The sequence below is a fragment of the Verminephrobacter aporrectodeae subsp. tuberculatae At4 genome (genome assembly GCF_000193225.1).
GTDB lineage: Bacteria > Pseudomonadota > Gammaproteobacteria > Burkholderiales > Burkholderiaceae_C > Acidovorax > Acidovorax aporrectodeae.
Window position 1 is genome coordinate 1 of sequence record NZ_AFAL01000041.1, and the last position, 14,520, is coordinate 14,520.

A 14,520-nucleotide genomic window follows, 5' to 3' on the forward strand; every position below is an offset into this window, starting at 1 on the left:
ACGAAACGACGAAGGGCCACGCGCGGCCACCGAGACGCCGGGTCGCCCAGGCGCAAATCGGAACGGCGCAGGCTGCTGCCAGGGTATAACTCGTCGATACCCATTGAAGAAGGGAGATGGGCGCGTTCAGGCTGGCCGCCAGCTCGGGGATTGCCACGCCCATGATGGTCGTGTCCAGCAAGGGCAGACAAATCCCCGCAATGAGCGCCCAGAGGACGAATCCATGCTCCCGGGTCAATTTGGAAGACATTCTGGTCGAATCCGTTTCCTTGTCGATCATCACAATCTCACATGGCAATTTTTTAATCATCGGATGACCATAGCACCCAGTCATCCATGAAAATTCCGAAAAGATGCCATCTTCTATCGAAAAAACGCCATAAGACTGCGGCGGGATCCGCGCCGCCTCGTATGGAAACCAGCATGCACAATAGCCAGCTTGGGGGACGGGTCGCCCTGAGCCTGTCCACAGGTCCACCGGCTTGGTGTTGCGCATGGGAGTGCCTGATGGGTGTTGAAATGGAAGCGTTGTTCACCAGTGCGTTGGGTCTGCAAGTGCCATGCTGCCGTTGAATCCCGAATCGTTCCGCCCCTGCGCCGAACGGCCGGTGCGTGTCGTTGCGCGGGCAATGGGCATGCCGACGGAAATTTCCGCGCACCACCATCCCTGGGGACAGGCCGTGTTCTCGGATGCGGGGGTCGTTCAGGTGGAAATGGCGAACGTTGCCTTCATCGTTCCGCCGCAGCATGCAGTGCTCATACCGCCAGGCACCGAGCATTCCGCTGTCCTCTTGCAAGACGCGAGTCTTTTCTCGGTCTATGTGTTCCTGCAGGAATCAGGACAGGAAGCACGGCAGCGCTTTTGGGATCGCTGCAAAGTCGTCAGAGCCAGTCCCTTGCTTCTGGAACTCGTTCGGCGGCTGGTGGATGAGGACTTGCCGCACAGAGATACCGGGCGCTACCGCGCGCTCTGCGTGGTGGTGCTGGCGGAACTGCAAGACGCCAGGGAAGTCGGGATCGGCGTGCCAATGCCCACGGAGCGCCGCTTGCGCATGCTTTGCGAAGCGTTTCTCGCCGAGCCGCGGCAATCGAAACCGCTGGCACAGCTGGCGCGGGACGCTGGCGCAAGCGTCAGCACAGCGTCGCGGCTGTTCCGCGACGAACTGGGAATGGGCTTTCAGCAGTGGCGACGCCAGGCATTGTTCGCACGGGCGCTCGCGCTGGCCGCCGAGGGGATGCCGATGCAGCGGATTGCCGAGGAACTGGGCTACTCCAGCGCAAGCGCCTTCACCGCAATGGTCACCAAGACCTTCGGGAAATCCCCGCGCGAGTTCTTGTTGCAGCGGCCTTGACCGGCGCGTGTCAGTCCGGGGGAAGGCCCACGGCCTCGTTCGTTTCCCCGTACACGATGCGATCGTCAAACGACAAGAGCCGCTGATGAAGAATCATCGCTGCGCCAATGGCGCAGGCCTCGCTCCCCAGCCGTGATACCTCGATACGGGGCAGTGCGGGTGCGGGCACCAGGTGCTTGCGGATCGAGTCCACGACCTCCTGCTCGGCGTGCGTGTAGAGCGCCGCGACGGCGCCCCCCAGAACGATCCGCCCGGGATCGAGCACGCTGACCAACGAGGCGATGCCGCGGCCCATCCACCATGCCCACTCCGAGGCGGTTTTCCGCGCGACGGGGGCTTGCGCCGCAAGGGCTGCGATGAAATCCTCCAGCCCCTCGGCGCGGCCTCCGTGGTGCTTGTACCGGGCAAGAACGGCGTCGCGCCCGACGTAGCTCTCGAACGAGCCCGGCACCGGCGCCAGGGGGTTGAAGCCGTGCTCTCCGAGATGAATGTGACCGATCTCTCCGGCGTATCCGCTGTGGCCACGCAATAGCCTCCCCTGCGAAACCATGCCTCCGCCAATGCCCGCGTCGAGGTAGACGAACAGGGCGTCGGCGTATGCCGCGGGCAGTCGCCCGTAGAGTTCTGCTGCGGCGAACGCGTTCGCGTCGTTCTCCAATGCGAGAACGCCCGACCACTTGAGCTTGGCGGCGATCAGCGCGCGCACGGGCACGGTGTTCCAGCCCAGAACGGGGGCGCGCAACACCACGCCGTCACGGTCCACGAGCCCGGGGACGGTGACACAAATACCCCGGATCACCTTGGCATCCGGCAGTTGCCGGATCATCGCGCGCACTGCCGTACCCAGGGTCGCGATGCTCTCGTCCACGGCGCCCGGCCTGGAGCGGACTGCGACGGACCGGCTCCTGAAGGGCCGCCCCAGGAGGTCGAGCGCAACGACGGACATGTGGCCGATGCCGATGTCCGCTCCGATGAAGACCGAATGCGCCGGGTTGAGTTGAACGTGTTGCCCTGGACGCCCGCTGCGCCCGCCGGGCGTTGAGCCCGCAACCTCGCTCTCGAGGATCAGGCCCTGTTCGACCATGCCCGCAACGAGATGGCTCACGGTCGAGCGCATGAGCCGGAGTTCGCGCGCCAAGTCGGCGCGGGTCGTGGTGCCGTGGCGATACAGTGAATCCAGAACCCGAACTTCGTTGATGTGCCTGACGGCGCGTGGCATCGACATGGACAGTCTGCGTGCTGATCTGGGAGTAGGGGGGGGTGCCCCGGCTCTTGCATGCTGCCGACGCGGGACCGGGCAGTTTACCTGCGGCACCCGGCAGCCCAGGGGCCAGGCCCTGCAAGGACGGCGCCGCATGTCCGCGGGTTTTTACCTGGAGAATTTTCAGCGCGATCGTCTTATATTTGTTTTGGAAACAAACAAAATACGTCCACCAGCCGATCAATGCTCGGCGCCTGGATGGACGGGTGGTCCCCCATGACCAAAGCAGGAGACAAGCGCCATGAAATGGAATGTGATCAGGATCGCGGCAGTGGCCGCATGCACTCTCGGTTCTGCCGCGGCAAGCGCGCAGTCCGTCGAAGTGATGCATTGGTGGACGTCGGGGGGCGAGGGTGCCGCGATCGGCGTTCTGAAGAAGGACCTCGAGTCGCGCGGCATCCAGTGGATCGATATGGCGGTCTCCGGCGGGGGCGGGGAGGCCGCGATGACCGCGCTGCGGGCGCGTGCCGTCGCGGGCAATCCGCCGACTTCGGCGCAGTTCCTGGGCATGGCCGTCGTCGATTGGGCAAACGAAGATTTCCTCAGCGACCTGACGGAAGTCGCCACCAAGGAGAACTGGGACCGGTCCATCCCGCCAGCCCTGCAGCGCTTTGCCAAGTTCAAAGGCAAGTACGTCGCGGTGCCGGTGAACATCCACCGGCCGCACTGGCTGTGGATGAACGCCAGAATCTTCAACGACAACGGTCTCAGGCCGCCGACTACCTGGGACGAATTCAATGCCACGGCCGACAAGCTGAAGGCCAAGGGCATCCTGCCGCTGGCCATGGGCGGCCAGCCGTTCCAGGAAGCCACCGCCTGGGAAAGCGTCGTGCTGGGCCTGGGGGGACCCGACTTCTATCGCAAGGCGGTGATCGAGGCCGACCCCGCGTCGATGAAGTCCGCCACGATGCTCAAGGTCTTCGACCAGATGCGCAAGCTGCGCGGCTACGTGGATCGCAACTTCGCCGGACGCGACTGGAACCTGGCGACCTCGATGGTCATCAAGGGCGATGCCGCCATGCAACTCATGGGCGATTGGGTCAAGGGAGAGCTGATCGCCGCCAAGGGAACCCCGGGCAAGGAGGTCCTGTGCATCGTCGCGCCCGGAACCCAGGGATCGTTCCTGTTCAACACCGACTTCTTTGCGATGTTCAAGGTGGGCGGCGATCGCCGGGCGATGCAGCTCACGATGGCCTCGGCGGTGATGAACCCCACGTTCCAGGAAACCTTCAACTTGGCGAAGGGCTCCATTCCGGCGCGCAGCGACGTCCCGATGGACAAGTTCGACGCATGCGGCAAGCAGTCGGCCGCCGACTTGAAGGCGGCAACAGCGGCCAACCACGTCTACGGTTCGCTGGCGCACGGCCATGCGCAACCGGCAGCCATGCAGCGCGCCTACCTGGACGTGATCACCAAGCACTTCAACTCCGACATGTCCTCGAAGGACGCGGTCGAGGCGCTCGCCAAGGCCGTCGTGGCGGCCAGGTAATGCTCTGACTCCTTTGGCGCGGTGCATACCGGCGTGCCACCGTGGCACGTCGAGTCCACCGCGCTGCTGCCAAGGCCTGCATCCCCATGTCAACGCGATCCCGGTGGTTCGAGCAGCACATGTCCCAGCTCGCGCTCGGACCCAGCCTGCTGCTCATCACGATCGGCGTGTACGGCTTCATCGCGTTCACCACGGTCCTGTCGTTCACGGGTTCAAAGATGCTGCCCAAGCTGAGCAGCTTCGTCGGCTTTCTGCAATACGAGAGGCTGTGGGCGAATCCGCGGTGGTTGGTTGCGGTCGAGAATTTCTTCGTCTTCAGCATCCTCTACGTCGCACTCACGACGGTCCTCGGGCTCGGGCTGGCGATCCTGCTCGACCAGAGGGTGCGCGCGGAGGGATTCCTGCGGTCGATCTACCTCTACCCGATGTCGATTTCGTTCATCGTCACCGGCGTGGCTTGGCAGTGGCTCATGTCGCCCGAGCTCGGGCTCGAACGCGCCTTGCGGACCTGGGGCTGGGAGGGCTTTCGCTTCAACTGGATCAAGGACGAGCGCATGGCGATCTATTGCGTCGTGATCGCCGGAGTGTGGCAGGCGTCGGGCTTCGTGATGGCGCTGTTCCTCGCGGCGCTGCGCGGCATCAACGCGGAGATCATCTCGGCGGCCCGGATCGACGGCGCCGGCGGCCTGCAAATTCATCGCCATGTGATCATTCCCGCGCTGCGCCCGGCGCTGCTGACGGCGTTCGTGGTGCAGGCGCACCTGGCGATCAAGTCCTACGACCTGGTCATCGCGTTGACCCGCGGCGGACCGGGTTACGCAACCGAGCTCCCGTCCACCTTCATGTACGGGTTCACCTTCTCGCGCAACGAAATGGCGCTCGGGTCGGCGAGCGCGGTCGTGATGCTCTGCACCCTCGCGGCGATCGTCGTCCCCTACCTCGTATCGGAGTTGAAGCATGAGCCGCGTCACTGACGGCGCAGCGCCGCAGCGCCTGCGCCTGCGCGTTGCGCGGATAGCGCTGTACGCGGTGCTCGTTCTCGCGGCGTTCGGCTTTCTGGTCCCGCTGGTGGCGATGCTGTTCACCTCGCTGAAGACCATGCCCGAGATCCTCGGCATGGCGCCGTTCGAAGGCAGCACGATTCTCAGCCCGCCGCGTGCAATGTCTCTCGACGCCTGGGGGGCGGCCTGGTCCGGCGCTTGCATCGCCGTGGACTGCCAGGGCCTCAAGGGATATTTCTGGAACTCCATCGTCCTGTGCCTGGTCAGCGTGGCGATTTCGGTGAGCGTGGGTGCGGTCAATGGTTATGCGCTGACCAAGTGGCGCTTCCGGTACGACAACGTCGTCTTCGTGCTGTTTCTGTTTTCCTGCTTCATCCCTTTGCAGATCGTGCTCATCCCGGCTGCGCGCTTGCTCGGCCTGGTCGGCCTGGCGGGCACGATGAGCGGACTGATCGCGGTGCACGTGCTGTATGGGATTGCGTTCACGACGCTGTTCTTTCGCAACTTCTACGTCGCCATACCCGATGAGTTGATTCGCTGCGCGCGCATCGACGGGGCGGGGTTCTGGTCGATCTTCCTGTTCGTGGTCGTGCCCATCTCGGGGCCGATCGCGGTCGTGTCGATCATCTGGCAGTTCACGTCGATCTGGAACGACTTCCTGTTCGGCGCTTCCTTTTCCGGGCCCGGATCACGGCCGCTCATGGTGGCACTGAACAACTTGGTGAACACCTCCACCGGGACCAAGGCCTACAACGTGGACATGGCCGCGGCCATGATCGCCGCGCTGCCCACGATGCTCGTCTACATCGCCGCAGGCAGGTTCTTCGTTCGCGGCCTGATGGCCGGAGCCGTCAAAGGATAGGCAACCATGGCTTCCCTGAAGATTGAAAACGTCAGCAAGCGCTTCGGCAGCGTCGGGATCCTGTCCGACGTCAACCTCTCGATCGACGACGGCGACTTCCTGGTGCTCGTTGGCCCGTCGGGCTGCGGCAAGTCCACGCTGCTCAACATCGTCGCAGGGCTCGAGCCGTTGAGCAGCGGCAGCATCTCGATAGACGGTCGCTCGGTGCAGAACCTGGAGCCGAAGGAGCGCGACATCGCGATGGTGTTCCAGTCGTACGCGCTGTACCCGTCGATGAGCGTCGCGAAAAACATCGCGTTCCCGCTGCGCATGCGGCGCCAGTCCGCGCAGGAGCAGGCGCAGAAGGTCCGGCAGGTCAGCGAGCTGCTGCAGATTGGCCACCTGCTCGAGCGCAAGCCGCAGCAGTTGTCCGGCGGCCAGCGGCAGCGCGTGGCGATGGGCCGGGCGCTCGTGCGCGACCCGAAGATCTTTCTGTTCGACGAGCCGCTGTCCAACCTGGACGCGAAGCTGCGCGTGGACATGCGCACCGAGATCAAGCGCCTGCACCAGCGGGTGAGGAAGACCACCATCTACGTGACGCACGACCAGATCGAGGCGATGACCATGGCCTCGCACATCGCCGTCATGAAGGACGGGGTCGTGCAACAGTTCGGCACGCCGTCGGACATCTATGACCGGCCGGCGAACACGTTCGTCGCGACCTTTATGGGGTCGCCGTCGATGAATCTGCTTCCGGCCACGGTGCAGCCAGCCGGCGGCAAGCTGAACCTGAGAATCGACGGCACCGACGCGCTGATCCGGATGCCCGCGCATCTGGCGCGGGGCGCCGCGGCGCTGAAAGCGGGACAGCCGGTGCTGTTCGGCCTGCGTCCCGAATGGTTCCTGTGCGGCGCGGCGCTGCCGGGCACCCACGTCGGCCTGCGCGCGGCGGTGGACGTGCTCGAGCCCACGGGGCCTGATCTGTATGCCGCGTTGCGTCTGGGGCCGCACGAGGTGATGGTTCGCCTGCCGGCCGACGCGCGTGTCTGCGTTGGCTGCGACGTGGACTTTGGCGTTGACCTGAGCAAGGCGCTGGTCTTCGATCGGGCAACGGGTGTCAGCGTCCAGTGAGGAACGCCGGAACGCGCGACCCAGCGAGAAAGAACCACACCATGTCGAAGAAGGAAGAACGTCGTTTGCGCGTAGGGGTACTCGGCTGCGGGCCGATCGCGCAGGCAGCGCATTTTGAGAGCTGCACCAAGGCCCGCAACGCGGATCTCTACGCCATCTGCGACGTGGCCGACGAACTGCGCGAGCGCATGGTCGCGACCCATGCGCCGCAGCGCAGCTACGCCGACTACGCCGCGATGCTCGCCGACCCCGAGCTGGAGGCGGTGATCGTCGCGACCTCCGACGCCTTTCACGTGCCGGCCTCCATCTTGGCGCTGCAGGCCGGAAAGCACGTGCTGTCCGAGAAGCCACTGGGCGTGACGGTCGAAGAAACACGGGCCTTGCAGGAGGCGGTCGCGAAGAGCGGCCAGGTTCTGCAGGTCGGCCACATGAAGCGCTTCGACGCAGGGCTGCAAGCCGCCAAGTCCTTCATCGACTCCGAAATGGGCTCGTTGCTCGCGCTCAAGGCCTGGTACTGCGACTCGACCCACCGCTACACGATGACCGATGCGCTACAGCCGCTGATGCTCCATAGCGCCGCGCGCCGCAGGCCGGCGCAGGACCCGAAGTCCGATATGCGGCGCTACCTGATGCTCGCGCACGGCTGCCACCTGGTGGACACGGCCCGCTACCTGGCCGGTGACATCGTGGCGGTGCAGGCGCGTTTGTCGGAGCGCTGCGCTGCGCGCTGCTGGTTCGTCGATACCGAGTTCGCCAACGGCGCGCTCGGGCACCTGGACCTGACCGTGGCCGTGCGCATGGACTGGCACGAGGGCTTTCAGCTCTACGGCGAGCACGGCAGCGTGATCGCGAAAACCTACAACCCCTGGTACTGCAGGAGCAGCGACGTGGAGATCTTCCACGAGAAGGACGCCACGACGCGCCGCCCGCTCGGCGCCGACGGCCACTTCTACCGGCGCCAGGTGGAGGGCTTTGCCGACGTGATCCTGCACGCGGCCCCCATGACTGGCGCGAACGTGCGCGACGGCGTCGAGTCGGTGCGCGCCATGGTGGCCATCGCGCGCAGCGCCGAGTCCGGTCGGCGCGTCCGGCTGGCCGACGTGCAAGGGGGCGTGTGATGCGCCTTGGCATCTTTTCCCGGACCTTTGCAGGCAGCGATCCGGCGACGGTCCTGGGCGCCGCGGCGCAAGCGGGCTTCACGGCTGCGCAATACAACATGGTCTGCTCGGGACTGGCCGCGATGCCTGAGGCCATCGGAGCGGACGTGGCGCCGCGGGTCGCGCGGGCTGCCAGGCAGACGGGCGTCGAGATCGTGGCGGTCTCGGGAACCTACAACATGATTCACCCGGACCGGAAGGTGCGCGCCGCCGGTCACGCGCGGCTGGAGACCCTGGCGCGGGCTTGCGCCGGCCTGGGGACGGCGCTGATCACCCTGTGCACCGGGACGCGCGATGCGCAGGATCCATGGCGCGGCCACCCGGACAACGGCACGCCGCAGGCGTGGCGGGACCTGCTCGAGTCGATGGAAAAGGCCATCGCGATCGCCGAAGCGTACGGGCTGCACCTCGGCATCGAGCCGGAGCTGGCGAACGTCGTCCATTCGGCACCGCGTGCGCGCGCGCTCATCGACCAACTCGGCAGCGCGCGCCTGCGCATCGTGCTCGACCCGGCGAACCTGTTCGAGCGCGCCACCCCGCAGGAACAGTGCAGCACCGTGGCCGCGGCCATCGACCTGCTGGCCGACCGCATCGCCATGGGGCACGCGAAGGACCGCCACGGCGACGGAAGCTTCGCCACGGCAGGCACCGGCGTTCTGGACTACCCGCACTACCTCTCCCGGCTCAAGGCCGTGGGCTTCGACGGTGCGCTGATCACACACGGCCTTTGCGCCGCCGAGGCGCCGGGCGTGGCCACGTATCTGAAGCGCGTGCTCGGCGAGGCCGGCATCCGGGTGCAGGCATGAAGTTCGATCGACTCGAACGCCGCTGGCTGACGCAAGGGGGGCTGGACCTCGCCTGCTACGACGCCGTGCGAGGCCGCGTGCCGGTCGTTCTGCAGCACGGCCTGTGCGGCAGCGCCCAGCAGACCGCCGAGGTCTTCCCCGACGACGACCGGTTTCGCCTGCTGACGCTCGAATGCCGCAGCCATGGCGCGTCGCCCATCGGCTCGCCCGGGGACCTCTCCATCGCGCGCTTCTCCGACGACGTCATCGCACTCATCGAAGCGCGCAAGCTCGCGCCGGTCATTCTGGGCGGTATTTCGATGGGCGCAGCGCTTTCCCTGCGCATCGCAGTGCGCCGGCCGGAACTGGTGCGCGCGCTGATCCTCGCGCGTCCGGCCTGGGTCACCGCGGCCCATCCGATGAATATGCGGCCGAACGCCGAGGTCGCCGAACTGCTGGCGCACGCGCCTGCCGAACGCGCCCGGGCGCTCTTCGAGCACAGTGCCACGGCGCGGCGGCTGGCCGCCGAAGCGCCCGACAACCTGACGACGCTGCGCGGCTTCTTCGCGCGCGCGCCGCAGGCGTCCACCGCCGAACTGCTCAGGCGCATCGCGGCGGACGGCCCCGGCGTGAGCGAGGACGCGGTGCGCGCCCTCGACGTGCCGGCGCTGGTGCTGGGCCACGCAGCCGACGCCATCCATCCCCTGGCCCTGGCGCGCAGCCTGGCGGGGTTGCTGGCGCGCTCCGAGTTCGTCGAGATCACCCCCAAGTCCGTCAACCGCGCGGCGTATCTCCGGGATATGCACGCCGCGCTGGCGGCATTCATGCAAAAGGTCCCATCGTGAACGCGCAAACGCACGTCGGCACAGGCCGGCTGACCCCGCTCTCCAACGCCACCCTGGGCGCACTGGGGGCCGCAGTGGCGGCTCCGGCCTATGAGCGCAGCCGCCTCCGGGCCGGCATCGCGCACATCGGCGTGGGCAATTTCCATCGCGCCCACGAGGCGCTCTACGTGGACCGCTGTCTGCACCGGCCCGGCCACGAGGATTGGGCGATCTGTGGCATCGGTCTGGGCGACACGCCCGCCGCACGGGCCAAGGCAGAGGCGTTCAAACGGCAGGACGGCCTCTACACCCTGAGCGAGTTTGCACCGGACGGCGCGGTCAGCAGCCGGGTCATCGGCGCAATGATCGAATACCTGCACGCGCCGAGCAATCCCGATGCGGTGCTCCGGAAGTTGTCCGATCCGGCGCTGCGCATCGTCTCGCTGACGATTACCGAGGGCGGCTACAACATCGACGAGGCCTCGGGCACGTTCGCGTTGCACGCGCCCGACGTCGCATCGGACCTCGCGGGCAACCCGCCGCGCACGGCCTTCGGCTTCATCGTGGAGGCGCTGCGGCGGCGCATGGAGTCCTCGGTGGCGCCGTTTTCCATCGTCTCCTGCGACAACCTGAGGCACAACGGAGACACGACCCGACTGGCCGTCGTCTCGTTTGCCCGGGCGCGTGACGCGCAACTGGCCGAGTGGATCAACGCGAAGTCATCGTTTCCCAACAGCATGGTCGATCGCATCGCACCGCGGGTGTCTGCGCCGCAGCGGCAGCAACTGAATGCCCGCACCGGAATCGACGATGCGCTGCACGTCGTCGGCGAGCGTTTCACGCAGTGGGTCATGGAGGATCGCTTCGGCGCCGGGCGTCCGGATTTTGGCGCCGCCGGCGTCGAGTTGCGCGCGGACGTCCCCGCATTCGAGGGCATCAAGGGCCGGTTGCTGAATGCCTCGCACATGCTGCTCGCGTACCCGGCGCTGCTGTGCGGATATCGGCTCGTCCACGAGGCCATGCAGGACGTGCGGCTCGCGAACCTGCTCGATCGATTCATGAGCCTGGACGTGATCCCGCTGCTCCAGGCGCCTGCCGGTGTGTCGCTGCACGCCTACAAGCAACAGGTGCTGAGCCGCTTCAACAACGCAGCGGTGGCGGATCAACTCCCGAGAATCGCGCACGACGGCGTGTCCAAGATCCCGGTGTTCCATTCCAGCACGCTGCGTGCGTTGGTCGATGCGGGGAGCGACATTCGGCGTGCGGCCTTCTTCCTGGCCTGCTTCCAGCGGTATTTCAAGGGGGTGGACGACCAGGGCCTGGCGTTCGCAGTGCACGAGCCGCAGCTGAGCGAAGAGGACCGGCAGTCCTTGCTCCAGGGCACGGACCCCCTGGCGGTTCTGCGCACGACGCCATTTCGGGCACTGCGTCTCTACGACGACATGCGCTTTGCCAGCGCGTTCCTTGCGGCCTCCGATGCCATCGAGAAAAGCGGTACGCGGCAGGCACTGGATGCCTTGCTCGCCGACCGGTAGTCCCCCGCCCCCCGCACCGAAAACGAAGAGATTGCACCGTGAACAGCCCCTGCGAAAACTGGTTCCATCGCCTGCCCGACGATCGGTTGATCGCCGAATTCTCCGTGTGGTCCGCGGACCTGCTGCGCATTGGTGAAGAGCTCGCACGCATCCGTCCCTGCGCCGACGTGCTGCACGTCGATGTGGCCGACGGGCATTTCGCGCCGGCCCTCCTGTTCTTCCCGGACCTGGCAGCGCGGGTCCGTGCCGCCAGCGACCTGCCCATGCACGTCCACCTGATGGTGGGCGATGCGATCCTCGCAGCGCAAATTGACCAGTTTGCAGACGCCGGGGCCGACGCCATCACCCTGCACGCTGAGTGCGCGAGCGTGGCAAGCGGCGCATTGGATCGAATCCGGCGGCGCGGAATCCTCGCCGGTCTGGCGCTCAAGGTCGAGACGCCCGTGTCCGAACTCGCGCCGTACATCGGACAGATCCACTTTCTGACCCTGCTCGGCACGCCGATCGGCGTCAAGGGCCGGGGGCTGCATGGGGACGCGCTGGAGCGCTTGAAGGAAGTGCGCGAACTGGTGCGTCGTGCGGACGTCGGCCATCGCGTCGTCGTCGTCGCCGATGGCGGAATTCGCCACGAGACCGTCCCCGGCCTGCGTGCCGCTGGCGCGCAGGCCGTGGTGCTGGGGTCGCTGGCCTTCGGCGACCCGGACTTGGCGGCGCGCATGCAGTGGCTTGCGGCGCAATGAGCGCTGCGTTGGCTTCCAGTTCGCGGGTGACGCCGAGCATGCCAAGAGATGCTGAGTTCGCACGCCACGGAGACTTGGCCGTCGGGGTCGATATGGGCGGAACCCAGATTCGCGTAGCCCTTGTCAACGGGCAGGGCGCCGTCCTTGCGCGCACCGCGACCGCGACGGACGCTGCGGGTGGGCCGCGGGCCGTTGTCCGGCAGATTCGGCAGCTCTTCGCCGAGGTCAGCCGAGGAGCGGGTCCGGCGTCGCTTGCGGGCGTTGGCGTCTGCATGCCGGGCCCATTGGACAGCGAGGCGGGCGTCGTTCTCGGCATCCCGACCTTGCCGGGGTGGGTGGACATTCCGATCGTGGCCTGGTTGCGCGAGGCGCTGGACCTTCCCGTCACGCTGGAGAACGACGGTGTCGCTGCGGCCATCGGCGAATGGCGCTTCGGCGCCGGCCGAGGGCTGAGCGACTTCGTCTACGTCACGGTGAGCACCGGCATCGGCGGCGGTGTGATTGCCGACGGCCGGGTGCTGCGCGGGCGCCGCCGCCTTGCCGCGCACCTGGGGCACATGACCATCCTCGCGCAAGGCGCGCCGTGCAGTTGCGGGAACCGGGGCTGCTGGGAGGCGCAGGCCTCGGGCAGCGCCCTCGGTGAGCTCGCGCGCAGGCTCGCGGCAGAGGCACCGGGCAGCGATCTGTTGCGGCATGGCCCGACAGTGACTGCGCGGCACGTGATGGAAGCTGCCCGCGCAGGCGACGCATTGGGCTTGCAGCTCGTCGCCCGGGAAGCCGAGTTCCTGGGGATGGGCATCGTGAATCTGCTGCACCTGTTCAGCCCGCAAGCCGTCGTCATCGGCGGCGGCGTGTCGAATGGATTCGATCTCCTGCACCCGGGGATCGAAGCGCACGTTCGAGCCTGCGCCCTGCCAGCCTTTTGCGCGGTCCCCGTGGTCGCCGCTCAGCTTGGCCAGAACTCCGGCGTCGTCGGCGCGGCCTGCCTCGTCCTTCCCCGGAGCGGCGAGCCGTGAACGATCCCCCCCATCCACGCGGACAGACTCCCGATGGATTCCTCAACCTCAAATGGACACACTCAACATGCGATTCAAAGGAAAGATGATTCTGGTGACTGGCGCAGCCAGCGGTATCGGCAAGGCCATTGCGCACCGCTTTGCCGAGGAAGGCGCCAGGGTGGCGATCGCGGACATGTCGCTGAGTGCAGCAGACGCGACCGCGGCGGCGTTGGCGCACGGAGCGTTTGGCATCGAGGTCGACGTCACCGCATCCGCTTCCATTGCGGCGATGGTCGAGCGGGCCTGCACCGTTGCCGGCGGCATCGATGTCTTCGTGAACAACGCCGGAGTCTTCGGCATGGAGCCGTTCCTGGACATCACGGAACGGGACTACGACCGCCTCTTCGCAGTCAATGTCCGGGGCTACTTCTTCGCCATGCAGGCCGTCGCAAGAAAGATGGTGGCCGCCGGCCGGCGCGGTGCGATCGTGAACATCGCATCACAGGCTGGCCGGCGCGGCGAGGCCCATTCAGCGATTTATGCGGCCACCAAGGCGACGGCAATCAGCCTGTCGCAGTCCGCGGCACTGGCGCTGGTTGGGCAGGGCATCCGTGTCAACGCCATCGCGCCGGGCGTCGTGGACACACCCATGTGGAAGTCCGTGGACGCGATGTATGCCCGCCTGGACAACACGGCGATCGGTGAAAAAACACGCCAAGTCCGTGCCGCGATTCCCAAGGGTCGCCTGGCCACTGCGCAGGAGATCGCGGCGGCAGCGGCGTTCCTCGCTTCGGACGACGCCGAGTACATCGTGGGCCAGACGCTGAATGTGTGTGGAGGCAACGTGCTGAGCTGAAGGGTTCGGAGCATGGGGGCGGACTCGGCTGCCTGTTGCGCCAGGCATTCTCCGTTGGGCCTCCCTCTGCCCGCAGCGCCGATTTTCTCTAAGTCTTTTCCAATTCAGGTACGAGTCTGAACGAGGGATGTGACTCTGGGGCAGCTCGAGTGGATTGATCGGGTTGAAAAGGGAAGTGTAAGGGCTGCATTTGCCCTCAGAGCCTGTGAAGATATATTGGTACGAATATTGCTTTTCTTTTGACATGCTCAGCACCACCACCAAACCCGGATCGAGCGGACACACGGACACCTTGTTTGAGAACCTGATGTTTTCGCCCGACAGCACAACGGCCCCGAAACCAAGACGGGACGCAAGAGCAGACAGAACGTGTTCGGGCAAGCGTGAACGATCAGGGTGCAGATGCGCCAAGCGCCGAGTCAGCATCCGGACAAGCAAAGGAGCATCGGTGGGCACTTCTTCTGTCGGACCCGTCCAGAGCAAGTTGCCAGCGTGATCCTGAGACATTGCGGAGTGCCACATGATGCAAGCTCTAGGGCCTGTCATCAAT

The 14,520-nt window shown here is 66.2% G+C and carries 13 protein-coding genes and 1 pseudogene; 12 read left to right on the forward strand and 2 right to left on the reverse strand.

What is annotated here, in order from left to right; all coding sequences use genetic code 11:
- Window positions 1-496, reverse strand: a pseudogene (locus VTU_RS32385) (hypothetical protein); the annotation flags it as partial.
- 64 nt (window positions 497-560) lie between these two features.
- On the opposite strand from VTU_RS32385, the gene VTU_RS25285 reads away from it, so the two are divergent.
- Complete coding sequence (locus VTU_RS25285) at window positions 561-1,352, forward strand: AraC family transcriptional regulator (RefSeq protein WP_010100108.1); 792 nt, start codon at window positions 561-563, stop codon at window positions 1,350-1,352.
- A 10-nt stretch (window positions 1,353-1,362) separates the two neighbouring features.
- Here VTU_RS25285 and VTU_RS25290 read toward each other — a convergent pair whose 3' ends face one another.
- A complete protein-coding gene (locus VTU_RS25290; protein ID WP_010100109.1) occupies window positions 1,363-2,577 on the reverse strand; it encodes an ROK family transcriptional regulator in 1,215 nt (404 codons plus the stop codon).
- 277 nt (window positions 2,578-2,854) lie between these two features.
- Here VTU_RS25290 and VTU_RS0101605 point away from each other — a divergent pair, with 277 nt between their 5' ends.
- From VTU_RS0101605 to VTU_RS0101655, 11 genes are all read left to right on the forward strand, one after another.
- On the forward strand, window positions 2,855-4,102 hold the full coding sequence (locus VTU_RS0101605) for an ABC transporter substrate-binding protein (RefSeq protein ID WP_010100111.1): 1,248 nt from the start codon (window positions 2,855-2,857) through the stop codon (window positions 4,100-4,102).
- Window positions 4,103-4,188: 86 nt separating this feature from the next.
- Entirely contained in the window at window positions 4,189-5,076 is an 888-nt protein-coding gene (locus VTU_RS0101610) for a carbohydrate ABC transporter permease (RefSeq protein WP_029554005.1), read from the forward strand.
- On the forward strand, window positions 5,060-5,965 hold the full coding sequence (locus VTU_RS0101615; protein ID WP_010100113.1) for a carbohydrate ABC transporter permease: 906 nt from the start codon (window positions 5,060-5,062) through the stop codon (window positions 5,963-5,965). The genes VTU_RS0101610 and VTU_RS0101615 overlap by 17 nt, the downstream gene beginning before the upstream one ends.
- A 6-nt stretch (window positions 5,966-5,971) precedes the next feature.
- Window positions 5,972-7,075, forward strand: a complete 1,104-nt coding sequence (locus VTU_RS0101620) for an ABC transporter ATP-binding protein (RefSeq protein ID WP_010100114.1) — start codon at window positions 5,972-5,974, stop codon at window positions 7,073-7,075.
- 41 nt (window positions 7,076-7,116) lie between these two features.
- Window positions 7,117-8,193, forward strand: coding sequence for a Gfo/Idh/MocA family protein (locus VTU_RS0101625; RefSeq protein WP_010100115.1), 1,077 nt, complete (start codon window positions 7,117-7,119; stop codon window positions 8,191-8,193).
- Complete coding sequence (locus VTU_RS0101630) at window positions 8,193-9,038, forward strand: sugar phosphate isomerase/epimerase family protein (RefSeq protein ID WP_010100117.1); 846 nt, start codon at window positions 8,193-8,195, stop codon at window positions 9,036-9,038. Before VTU_RS0101625 ends, VTU_RS0101630 begins: the two co-directional genes overlap by 1 nt.
- Window positions 9,035-9,862 (forward strand): alpha/beta fold hydrolase, encoded by an 828-nt coding sequence (locus VTU_RS0101635; protein WP_010100119.1) that lies wholly within the window; start codon window positions 9,035-9,037, stop codon window positions 9,860-9,862. Before VTU_RS0101630 ends, VTU_RS0101635 begins: the two co-directional genes overlap by 4 nt.
- Window positions 9,859-11,376: a mannitol dehydrogenase family protein gene (locus VTU_RS0101640; RefSeq protein ID WP_010100121.1), complete on the forward strand. Its 1,518-nt coding sequence runs from the start codon at window positions 9,859-9,861 to the stop codon at window positions 11,374-11,376. The genes VTU_RS0101635 and VTU_RS0101640 overlap by 4 nt, the downstream gene beginning before the upstream one ends.
- A 38-nt stretch (window positions 11,377-11,414) precedes the next feature.
- Window positions 11,415-12,116: a ribulose-phosphate 3-epimerase gene (locus tag VTU_RS0101645; RefSeq protein ID WP_010100122.1), complete on the forward strand. Its 702-nt coding sequence runs from the start codon at window positions 11,415-11,417 to the stop codon at window positions 12,114-12,116.
- 92 nt (window positions 12,117-12,208) lie between these two features.
- Window positions 12,209-13,132, forward strand: coding sequence for an ROK family protein (locus tag VTU_RS0101650; RefSeq protein WP_010100123.1), 924 nt, complete (start codon window positions 12,209-12,211; stop codon window positions 13,130-13,132).
- A gap of 67 nt (window positions 13,133-13,199) precedes the next feature.
- Window positions 13,200-13,970 carry an L-iditol 2-dehydrogenase gene (locus VTU_RS0101655; RefSeq protein WP_029554008.1) on the forward strand — a complete coding sequence of 257 codons (771 nt, stop codon included), beginning with the start codon at window positions 13,200-13,202 and terminating at the stop codon, window positions 13,968-13,970.
- Window positions 13,971-14,520 lie beyond the last annotated feature (550 nt).

Coding starts and splice junctions, on each gene's coding strand:
- VTU_RS25285 (WP_010100108.1), top strand. CDS start 561: ATGCTGCCGTTGAATCCCGAATCGTTCCGCCCCTGCGCCGAACGGCCG.
- VTU_RS25290 (WP_010100109.1), bottom strand. CDS start 2,577: ATGTCGATGCCACGCGCCGTCAGGCACATCAACGAAGTTCGGGTTCTG.
- VTU_RS0101605 (WP_010100111.1), top strand. CDS start 2,855: ATGAAATGGAATGTGATCAGGATCGCGGCAGTGGCCGCATGCACTCTC.
- VTU_RS0101610 (WP_029554005.1), top strand. CDS start 4,189: ATGTCAACGCGATCCCGGTGGTTCGAGCAGCACATGTCCCAGCTCGCG.
- VTU_RS0101615 (WP_010100113.1), top strand. CDS start 5,060: ATGAGCCGCGTCACTGACGGCGCAGCGCCGCAGCGCCTGCGCCTGCGC.
- VTU_RS0101620 (WP_010100114.1), top strand. CDS start 5,972: ATGGCTTCCCTGAAGATTGAAAACGTCAGCAAGCGCTTCGGCAGCGTC.
- VTU_RS0101625 (WP_010100115.1), top strand. CDS start 7,117: ATGTCGAAGAAGGAAGAACGTCGTTTGCGCGTAGGGGTACTCGGCTGC.
- VTU_RS0101630 (WP_010100117.1), top strand. CDS start 8,193: ATGCGCCTTGGCATCTTTTCCCGGACCTTTGCAGGCAGCGATCCGGCG.
- VTU_RS0101635 (WP_010100119.1), top strand. CDS start 9,035: ATGAAGTTCGATCGACTCGAACGCCGCTGGCTGACGCAAGGGGGGCTG.
- VTU_RS0101650 (WP_010100123.1), top strand. CDS start 12,209: ATGGGCGGAACCCAGATTCGCGTAGCCCTTGTCAACGGGCAGGGCGCC.
- VTU_RS0101655 (WP_029554008.1), top strand. CDS start 13,200: ATGCGATTCAAAGGAAAGATGATTCTGGTGACTGGCGCAGCCAGCGGT.